Annotated in this window: 9 protein-coding genes; 4 read left to right on the top strand and 5 right to left on the bottom strand. The window is 64.0% G+C overall.

The annotated features are described in order from the left end of the window. From AAC126_RS20535 to AAC126_RS20525, 3 genes are all read right to left on the bottom strand, one after another. A partial coding sequence (locus AAC126_RS20535; RefSeq protein WP_339857061.1) for a BatA domain-containing protein occupies positions 1-2,231 on the bottom strand: 2,231 nt, incomplete at its 3' end. A gap of 10 nt (positions 2,232-2,241) precedes the next feature. Continuing rightward, positions 2,242-3,099: a DUF58 domain-containing protein gene (locus tag AAC126_RS20530; protein WP_339857058.1), complete on the bottom strand. Its 858-nt coding sequence runs from the start codon at positions 3,097-3,099 to the stop codon at positions 2,242-2,244. Between the two features lie 14 nt (positions 3,100-3,113). Continuing rightward, on the bottom strand, positions 3,114-4,124 hold the full coding sequence (locus AAC126_RS20525; protein WP_339857055.1) for a MoxR family ATPase: 1,011 nt from the start codon (positions 4,122-4,124) through the stop codon (positions 3,114-3,116). An 85-nt stretch (positions 4,125-4,209) separates the two neighbouring features. Here AAC126_RS20525 and AAC126_RS20520 point away from each other — a divergent pair, with 85 nt between their 5' ends. The 4 genes from AAC126_RS20520 to AAC126_RS20505 are packed head-to-tail and all read left to right on the top strand — an operon-like array spanning position 4,210 to position 7,408. Continuing rightward, on the top strand, positions 4,210-4,797 hold the full coding sequence (locus AAC126_RS20520) for a DUF1285 domain-containing protein (RefSeq protein ID WP_339857052.1): 588 nt from the start codon (positions 4,210-4,212) through the stop codon (positions 4,795-4,797). Next, positions 4,797-5,417: a CoA pyrophosphatase gene (locus AAC126_RS20515; RefSeq protein ID WP_339857049.1), complete on the top strand. Its 621-nt coding sequence runs from the start codon at positions 4,797-4,799 to the stop codon at positions 5,415-5,417. The genes AAC126_RS20520 and AAC126_RS20515 overlap by 1 nt, the downstream gene beginning before the upstream one ends. Before the next feature lie 9 nt (positions 5,418-5,426). After that, positions 5,427-6,635 (top strand): CCA tRNA nucleotidyltransferase, encoded by a 1,209-nt coding sequence (locus tag AAC126_RS20510; protein WP_339857046.1) that lies wholly within the window; start codon positions 5,427-5,429, stop codon positions 6,633-6,635. Positions 6,636-6,637: 2 nt separating this feature from the next. Then, positions 6,638-7,408 (top strand): fumarylacetoacetate hydrolase family protein, encoded by a 771-nt coding sequence (locus AAC126_RS20505; protein WP_339857043.1) that lies wholly within the window; start codon positions 6,638-6,640, stop codon positions 7,406-7,408. Between the two features lie 12 nt (positions 7,409-7,420). Here the strand turns inward: AAC126_RS20505 and AAC126_RS20500 are convergent, their stop codons facing one another. Further along, entirely contained in the window at positions 7,421-7,858 is a 438-nt protein-coding gene (locus tag AAC126_RS20500; protein WP_339857040.1) for a hypothetical protein, read from the bottom strand. Between the two features lie 238 nt (positions 7,859-8,096). Next, a partial coding sequence (gene hemF, locus AAC126_RS20495; protein ID WP_339857037.1) for an oxygen-dependent coproporphyrinogen oxidase occupies positions 8,097-8,927 on the bottom strand: 831 nt, incomplete at its 5' end.

Raw genomic sequence — 8,927 nt, 5'->3', positions numbered from 1 at the left:
TCCACCTCCACATCGACGGCCATCGGCTCCAGCGGCTCCACCGCCGTGCGGCGGTTCAGGATCTCGCTGAGGCTGCTCAGCCCAGAACGGCTGGTCTCGTCGACAGCCCGATCCCCGGTAATGACATAGGCCAGCCGCGTATCCAGTGCGGCGCGCATGATCCAGCGATCCTGTTCGCTCATCGTGCCCGCCGTCTGTGCGCCGGCACTGCCCGGCAAGACCGGAGACAGCAGGACCGCGAGCAGGAGAGTGGCCGCCGTTGCCCCGGACCGTGCATTGCCCACACCGCGCACAAGGCCACGCATGATCAGGGTGATGATGAAATCCACCAGCAGCAGAAGGGCGGCTGCGGTCAGCCCCCAGGGCGCGAGGTCAAGTTCGTCCCCACCGCCATAATGAGCCACCCCCGTGCCTTCGGGGGCACTGGCAAGCGGCACCATCCGCGCCGCCTGCGGGCCGAGATTGAAAGCCATCCGCGACAGTTCGCTGCCGTAATAGCCCGGCGGATGATCCGGTCCGATCACCGGTGCCGCATCGCCCCCCAGCTCAAGCGCCCGGGTGCTGGCTTGCGGCGCCCCGAGCTGGCCGAAGCCATCCAGAGTTTCCACCGCCGGAGCGGTCCCGCCGCCCGCTGCCTCGCCGACCCCGGCACTGACAGCGACAATCCGGCGGAGCATTTCGACAAAGGCGCCGGAGATGGAAAGGTCGCTCCAGTCCGTGTTGGCCGTGGTGTGGAACAGCACGATCCGCCCATCCCCGCGCGAGCGGGCGGTCACGATCGGCGTGCCGTCCTCCAGACTGGCCCAGGTCCGGTCCGCCAGCTCTATCGACGGCTCGGCCAGAACCTGCTTGTAGATCAGCACATTGTCATAGTCCGGTAGATCGGCGAACGGTGTCTCGCCCTCGAACGGGGCAAGCGCCGCCGGGGAGGACCAGGAGAGCACGCCACCCAGGGAACGATCACCGCCACGCAGCCGTACCGGCAGCAACTCGGATTCGCCGAGCCCGCGATTTTCCAGACTGGCCGCCGCAAGGCGCGGCCCGGCAAACCGGATCAGCGTCCCGCCGGCCGAAATCCAGTCATTCAGCAGGGCTTTTTCCCCGGACGGCAGCAGGCCGGTATCCGGCAGCGCGATGACCGAGATATCCCGCTTCAGCAGATCCTCCAGCGTGCCCCGGCTGACCTCGCTGAACGGCGCCAGTGCCCGGTCGAGATAGAACATCTCTTCCAGCAGGGGCTGGGATTCCTGAAATCCGGACCCGGCAACCAGTCCGACCGGGCGGCGCCGGAAACTTTCATCCAGCAGGGCGACGGATGCCGCGCCGGGGCGGTCCTCAAGCTCAAGCCGGGCCAGCTCGTTCCGCAGCTCCAGCGGAAGTTCGACGACAGTCTCCGCCGCTGGCTCGCCTTCCGCGAACGTGGCGATGGCCCGGGTCAGCACCCGGCCATCGGTTGCCACCGCCCGCACATTGACGATTTCTTCCGCGCCGGCGGTCAGTCGGGTCAGCCGTGCGGTCAGGGCGTTACGCTCCCCGACCCGGGCGGTCAGAGCCAGCGGACTCTCGCCACCCTGATACACCGTCAGGCTGCCGAACCCGGCAAGCCGCGCCGCCAGTACACGGTCTTCCGGCTCCTCGATCCCGTCCGCCAGCCAGAAAACGGCAGTCGTCCCGGCAGCCGCCCCCAGCGGGGCTTCCGCGATCCGGTCAGCGGCAATGGCAGGCGCCGTCGGCCAGGGCTGCGGCGTCAGTCCGTTGACGAAAGTGCGAGCATCGTCCGGCGCCATCAGCCCACCACGCTCAAGGGCGGCGGATTCCGAAATGGCCGTCGGGAAGATTGCCACCGCGCGGCCGGCCCGCTCTGCCCGTTCGACCAAATCCAGCGCCGCCGCCTTGCGGTCCGGCCAGCCCGGTGCTGCCGCCCAGCCATTGTCGATCACGATGAGTACCGGTCCTGTACCAACCAGTTCCTGCCGGGCGCCGATCAACGGTTTCGCCAGCGCCAGAACCACCAGTGCGGCAAACAGCAGGCGCAACAGCAACAGCCACCAGGGTGTGCGATCCGGGGTTTCCTCCGGTGACTGCAAGCCGTAAAGCAGCCTGATGGCCGGGAATGCCACACTGCGCGGGGCCGGGGGTGTGATCCGGATCAGTAGCCAGATCGCCGGCAGGGCGATCAGCCCGGCCAGGATCCAGGGGGAGGCGAAGGCCAGTGGTCCGAGTGTCAGCATTGGCGCGCCCTCACCCGTCCTGCCGCGTCATCGCGGTATAAAGTTTGAGCAGAGCCGCTTCCGGCGGCTCCGTCGTGACATGCCCGGCAAAAAACCATCCGGCGCTGCGACAGATATCCTTCAGCTGCGCCCGGTGTTTCGCCAGTTTCTCGATATAGGCATCCCGCACCCGGTCGGCCCGGCGCAACAGATGCGACGCTTCGGCTTCCGTGCCATCGAACCGGATCCGGCCCTGAAACGGAAAGGCCTCTTCCGCGGGATCGGTAACCTGCAGCAGGAAGCCGGAAATACCCGCCGCCGCGTAATGGGCAATGATCCCGGCATAATCCGCCGCGGGCTCCATGAAATCGGAAATGAGAACGATGACCCCATGCCGCGGCAGGCTTTCGAGAGAGGGCAGACTGGCGGCACTGTCCCGGGCGTTTTCCAGAGTGTTCGCGAACAGGTTCAGCCCGTTGCGCCCGCTGCGGGGCGGCATGCCCTCGCCGAGCAGGGCGATACGCTCCCCGGCCTCGACCAGAAGCGCCCCGAGAGCAAGCACGAGAAGATCGGTGCGCACCGCCTTTTCAGGCAAGGCACGGTCCGAGGAGAAGCGCATCGACGGAGAGGAATCCCGCCAGAGCCAGACGCTCTGCGAGGCTTCCCATTCCGTCTCCCGGACATAGACTTCATCCGTCCGTGCCGTACGTCGCCAGTCGATCCGGCGTACCGAGTCGGTGACCTGATAGGGTCGGAATTGCCAGAAGGCTTCCCCCATGCCGACCCGACGGCGGCCGTGCATGCCCTGGGAAACGGTCGCGGCAACCCGCTCCGCCGCCACAAGCAGGGGCGGGAATTTTCCGGCGAGTTCCTCCGCATGATGACGCATCGGGGCGTCCCGGCTCAGCGATACGGGGCCAGCAGGCGCTGGATGATATCGTCGAGCGAGACACCTTCCGCGCGTGCGGCGAAGTTCAGTGCCATACGGTGCCGCAGCACCGGCGGCGCCAGATCGAGCACATCCTCGACCGAAGGAGATAAACGGCCATCCAGGATGGCACGTGCCCGGACCGCCATCATCAGCGCCTGGCTGGCACGCGGGCCAGGACCCCAGGCAACATGCCGTTTTACCTCGTCCACCTTGGTGGTCTCCAGCCGGCCGGAGCGGACGATCTCAAGGATGGCTTCGAGCACGGTCTCGCCGACCGGGATCTGACGCAACAGTTTCTGCGCCTCGATCAGCTCGGCCGCGTTTAGCACCCGTTCGGCTTTGGTTTCATCATTGCCCGTCGTCGACAACAGCATCCGCCGCTCCGCATCCCGGTCCGGATAGCCGACATCGATCTGCAGAAGGAACCGGTCGAGCTGGGCTTCCGGCAACGGGTATGTACCTTCCTGCTCCAGCGGGTTCTGAGTCGCCAGTACAAGGAAGGGAGCGGGCAAATCATAGGTATGACCGCCAACGGAAACCGTGCGCTCCTGCATGGATTGCAGCAGGGCCGACTGGGTCCTGGGGCTGGCCCGGTTGATTTCATCCGCCATCAGGATCTGGGCGAAAACCGGCCCCTTCACGAAGCGGAAGTGACGCTTGCCGTCTTCCCCTTCCTCGAGAATTTCCGAGCCGACGATATCAGCGGGCATCAGGTCCGGCGTACATTGAATGCGCTTGTCATCGAGGCCGAGGACGGTGCCGAGTGTCTCGACAAGCCGGGTCTTGGCCAGCCCCGGAACGCCGATCAGCAGAGCGTGCCCGCCGGCAAGAACCGTGGTCAATGTCTGGTCGATAACATCACGCTGGCCGAAGATCACGGCCTCGACCTGCGCCCTGGCCTTGGCCATGCGCGCGCCGAGCGCATCGATTTTTTCAACGGTATCGGTCTCAAGCCGATGATCGAGAGTGGAGGAATTGGTCATGGACTCTATACTTCCTTCTTAATCATGAGCTCCGCCGGCAAGCGGCGGTGCATAACGAAGAACTCATAGAAGCAGCCAGCAACCGATGACCGCATCGAACGCACCTTCCGATACCTCCCCCGCATCAGATCAGTTAGAGCGTATCGCAGCGGCAGCAACAGGCAAGCGCGAACAACGCAAACAGATCGATATGGGCCATTACGGCATCTGCATCGCCGCCGACGGCACATGGTATCATCAAGGCGCGCCATTCACCCGTCTGGCCCTGGTGAAACTCTTCGCGACCATCCTGCACCGGGACGATGATGGCGGCTACTCCCTCAGAACGCCGGTCGAGCACGGCAAGATCACGGTAGACGATGCTCCCTTCACAATAGTCGAGGCATGGTACGACGATACCGGGTCACCTGAAATGACATCTCGGAGACTTATGCTCCGCACAAACATTGACCGCATTGTGACCGCCGACACCGACCATCGCATTCGTGTCGTGACCGATCCTGAAACAGGCGAGCCGCGTCCCTATATCGATACCGGGAACAATTTGGATGCTCTCATTCTGCGGTCGGTATTCTACGATCTGGTGGATAAGGCGGAAAGTCTGGAGCGGGACGGAGAAACCGTCCTCGGGCTCTGGAGCGGCGGCATATTTCATGAACTCGGCACCCTCTGATGCATAATTACGACAGCACCCGGCTGCGGGCCGCCTTCAAGGGGCTTGCTCCACAGGACGCGGAAAAGGGCCGCGGCGATCACGATCTCAATCCCGGCATGATACCGCCGGTGCAGAACCGTCCGGCCGCCGTGCTCATCCCGATTGTGGAGCGGGACGAGGGTCTGACCATGCTGCTGACCAAGAGATCGGAAGACTTGCCGGTTCATCCGGGGCAGGTCAGTTTTCCCGGCGGCCGTGCCGAGTCCCGCGATGACGGCCCGGTCGACACCGCCCTGCGCGAGACGGAAGAGGAGGTCGGCATTCACCGGCGCCATATCGATGTGGTCGGCCAGCTCGATCTCTACCGCACGCGCACCGGTTTCGAGATCACCCCTGTGGTCGGGCTCCTGACCCCGCCTTTCGACATGCGGGCCGAGCCGATGGAAGTGCAGGAAATCTTCGAGGTCCCGCTCGCCTTCTTTCTGGATCGCGGGAATCATGAGCGGCACAGCCGGGAATGGAACAACCAGATCCGCAGTTTCTATGCCATGCCCTATGGCGATTATTACATCTGGGGAGCGACGGCCGGGATGCTGGTAAACTTTGTCGATGTACTGCTGCCCCACGTCGATGCCTGAGATTTCCTGATGCATATCGCCCCGCTGCCCTGGATGACGGCCCCCGAGACGCGGGCGGTGATGGATGCCCTGAACCGGGATGGCGACATGGCCCGGTTCGTCGGCGGCTGCGTGCGCAGTGCGGTGCTGGGCCTGCCGATCTCGGATATCGATATCGCAACCCGGCACACTCCCGACAGAACGACGGAGCTTCTGGAAGCGGAGGGCATCCGGGTTGTGCCGACCGGCCTGCAGCACGGCACGGTGACGGCAATCGTCAATCGCGCGCATTTCGAGATCACCACGCTGCGCCTCGATATCGAGACGGACGGGCGGCGCGCGGTTGTCGCCTTTACCGAAGATTGGCGGGAAGACGCCGCGCGGCGTGACTTCACCATGAACGCGATGTTCCTCAGCCCGGATGGCAGTCTCGACGATCCGTTCGGCGGGCATGGCGATGCGCTGGGCGGGCTGATCCGTTTTGTCGGCGATGCATCGACCCGGATCAGGGAAGACGTCTTGCGCATCCTGCGCTTCTTCCGCTTTCACGCCCATTTCGGCAAGCAGGAAATCGATCCGGCAGGCCTCAGGGCCTGCGCGGATCATGCCGCCCTGATCCGGGATCTGTCCGGAGAGCGCATCCGCACCGAGTTCCTGAAATTGCTGGCCGCCCCCAACCCGAATCCGGTGCTGGCCGCCATGGAAGAGACCCATGTGCTGCATGAATTTTTGCCGGGACCTTATGATCCCGCTGCCCTGCACCGGCTGATCAGCTTTGCCCCGGAAGAGACCGATCCGATCCTCCGGCTGGCCGTCTTTGCGCCCGAGCGCCCGAATCAGGCTTTCCAGGCCTCGCAACGGATGCGGTTCTCGAATGCCGAAGCCGCGCGGTTTACCGATCTGTCCTCCGGCGATCTCGGGGAGATGACAGACGATCAGGCGGTGCGGCGACAGATCCACGCCCACGGGAACAGTCTGTTCGAGCAGCTTGTCCGGCTCGGCCATGCGGGTGGCACGTTTGATGACGCAACCACCCGCGCGCTGCAGGCCCGCTCCAAAGGCTGGAGCAAGCCGGTCTTGCCGGTACGCGGCGCGGATCTTGTGAAATTGGGGATTGCCGCCGGGCCCGGTGTCGGGGACCTTCTGCGGGAAATTGAAATCTGGTGGATCGAACGGGATTTCGTGCCCGGGCGCGAGGAATGTCTCGCGGAGATCCGCCGCATGACAGGTAAGGAATAACGATGTCAGACAGAGTGAGCGCCACGGCCCGGAGACTGTTCGAGGCCTTCGAAAGCGGCGTGCCGATCAGCGATCTTCCGGCAAGCGGCGCCCCGCAGACCCGCGACGACGCCTTTGCCATTCAGGATGCCACGTTCGATCTTCTGGGCCGGACGGCCGGCGCCTGGAAAGTCGGCGGCAGCCCCGGAACGGAGCCGACGGCCTCACCGATCGCGACCGGCAAGATCTATCCCACGGGACAGGTGCTGGCCTCGGACGCGCACCGGAATTTCGGTGTCGAGGCGGAGATCGCCTTCCGGCTCGGACAGGATCTGCCCGCGCGCGGGACCGCTTATACCCCCGACGATATCCGCGCCGCCGTCTCGGCCATGATTGTCACCATCGAAATCGTCGAATCCCGTCTGCTGGACTGGCCGAAGACCGATCCGCTCTGGGCGCTGATGGATTTCCAGGCGAATGATTCTCTGGTGCTCGGCACCGAAATGCCCGTCCCCGAAGCGCTCGATTTCTCCACCCAGCCCGTCCGGCTGCTGTTCGATGATACCGTCGCTTTCGAGGATACCGGAACCTTCGGCGGCGGCGATCCCTTCGTCCTGATGGCCTGGCTCGCCAATCACGCACCGGGTCGGACCGGCTCCCTCAAGGGCCGTGGCCTGAAAGCGGGTGACGTGGTCACGACCGGGTCCTGGAACGGGGTGCATTTTGCTAAGGCCGGAACGAAAGCACGGGTCGAATTCCCCGGGCTCGGACAGGCGGACATGCAATTCGGATAAGGGGGAGACCCGTTAGACGATGATGCTCACACCGCCCCCGGAGGAGCGTGGAGCCGGACGGCTGTTCAGAAACTCAAGCACGTCGGTCGCCCGGCTGATGCGTTCGTTGAACACCTGTATGTCCCGCTCCGCCGGGTCGATGCTGTAATCCGGCACCTCAAGCGGCTCACCCGTCAGCCTCTGGGCTTCGCTGACCAGCTCCCCTGACTTCACCGCCTCGGGGCGGCCATCCAGGGCAACGGTCTGTGTGGAATCCTCATCCCCCACCGGGACAAGGCGCGCCGAAATCGTCAGAGTCTCGCCATTTCCCTCAGCCGTTTCCGTCCCTTCGGCCGCGGCCTGTGCCTGGGAAAGATTCGCGGGATCGACAAGGGAACGGGACGGGACTGGAGCCGCATTCTGCTCCGGGACATCCTGATTTTCTATTTCTGCGGGACCGGCCGCCGTCACACTGGCTGGCGGGACGGCACGCGCATCATCTGCCGCGCTCCCCGCTCCGGGCCGGCGATTTCCGTTAACTCCGCCGGAAACTCCCTCGGGGAGCCCCGCAGATGTCAGATTTAACGCACCAGAAATAGACATTTATTCAGCCTGGAATCAACATCCCGGCGCCCCCGCACCGGGTCTTAAGGAAAAGTTAATTCATCCCGGCGTTGAGTCCAACTGAAATAGGAGTATCACTTGGTGCCTAGTCGTCTCCGGGGGCCGGCCAGATCACCATCGGCGGCATGCTCATCAGGATAGCTTCCACGTTTCCGCCGGTTTTCAGGCCGAAAAGCGTGCCCCTGTCATGGATCAGGTTGAACTCGACATAGCGGCCGCGCCGGACCAACTGATGGTGGCGCTCTTCTTCCGTCCAGTCCTCGTTCATCCGCCGCCGGGCGATGGCGGGATAGGTTTCAAGGAAGGCCGTGCCGATATCGCGGGTGAAGGCAAAGTCCTTTTCGAAATCACCATCCACATAATCGTAGAAAATCCCGCCCACGCCGCGCGCCTCGTTCCGGTGCTTCAGGAAGAAATACTCGTCGCACCAGTCCTTGAACTTCGGATAGTAGGCCGGGTCGTGCTTGTCGCAGGCAGCCTTGAGGCCTGCATGGAAGGCGTCTGTATCCACCTGCTCCGGCACCATCGGCGTCAGGTCAGCACCGCCGCCGAACCAGGATTTCGTTGTGGTGATATGCCGCGTGTTCATGTGGACCGCCGGAACCTTTGGCGATTGCATATGGGCGACCAAAGAAATACCCGCCGCCCAGAAGCGCGGATCCTCGTCCGCGCCGGGGATCGACTTGCGGAATTCTTCGGAGAAGGTGCCGTGTACGGTCGAGATATTGACGCCGACCTTCTCGAAGACCCGGCCTTCCATGACGGACATGACACCGCCGCCACCGCCGTCACGGTCCCAGCTCTTGCGCTTGAAACGTCCGGCAGGGCGATCTTTCAGAGACCCGACGTAATCATCCTCCATACGCTCGAAAGCCGCGCAGATCTGATTGCGCAGATTTTCGAACCAGGCGCGGGC

Origin of the sequence: uncultured Nisaea sp., from assembly GCF_963974195.1 — a bacterium.
In the GTDB taxonomy this organism is placed as follows: domain Bacteria; phylum Pseudomonadota; class Alphaproteobacteria; order Thalassobaculales; family Thalassobaculaceae; genus Nisaea.
This window is presented reverse-complemented; position numbering and strand designations above follow the sequence as displayed.

Excerpts from the sequence above, each read along its gene's own strand:
- AAC126_RS20530 (WP_339857058.1), bottom strand. The coding sequence starts at position 3,099 with ATGCGTCATCATGCGGAGGAACTCGCCGGAAAATTCCCGCCCCTGCTT.
- AAC126_RS20510 (WP_339857046.1), top strand. The coding sequence starts at position 5,427 with ATGCATATCGCCCCGCTGCCCTGGATGACGGCCCCCGAGACGCGGGCG.
- AAC126_RS20525 (WP_339857055.1), bottom strand. The coding sequence starts at position 4,124 with ATGACCAATTCCTCCACTCTCGATCATCGGCTTGAGACCGATACCGTT.
- AAC126_RS20515 (WP_339857049.1), top strand. The coding sequence starts at position 4,797 with ATGCATAATTACGACAGCACCCGGCTGCGGGCCGCCTTCAAGGGGCTT.
- AAC126_RS20520 (WP_339857052.1), top strand. The coding sequence starts at position 4,210 with ATGACCGCATCGAACGCACCTTCCGATACCTCCCCCGCATCAGATCAG.
- AAC126_RS20505 (WP_339857043.1), top strand. The coding sequence starts at position 6,638 with ATGTCAGACAGAGTGAGCGCCACGGCCCGGAGACTGTTCGAGGCCTTC.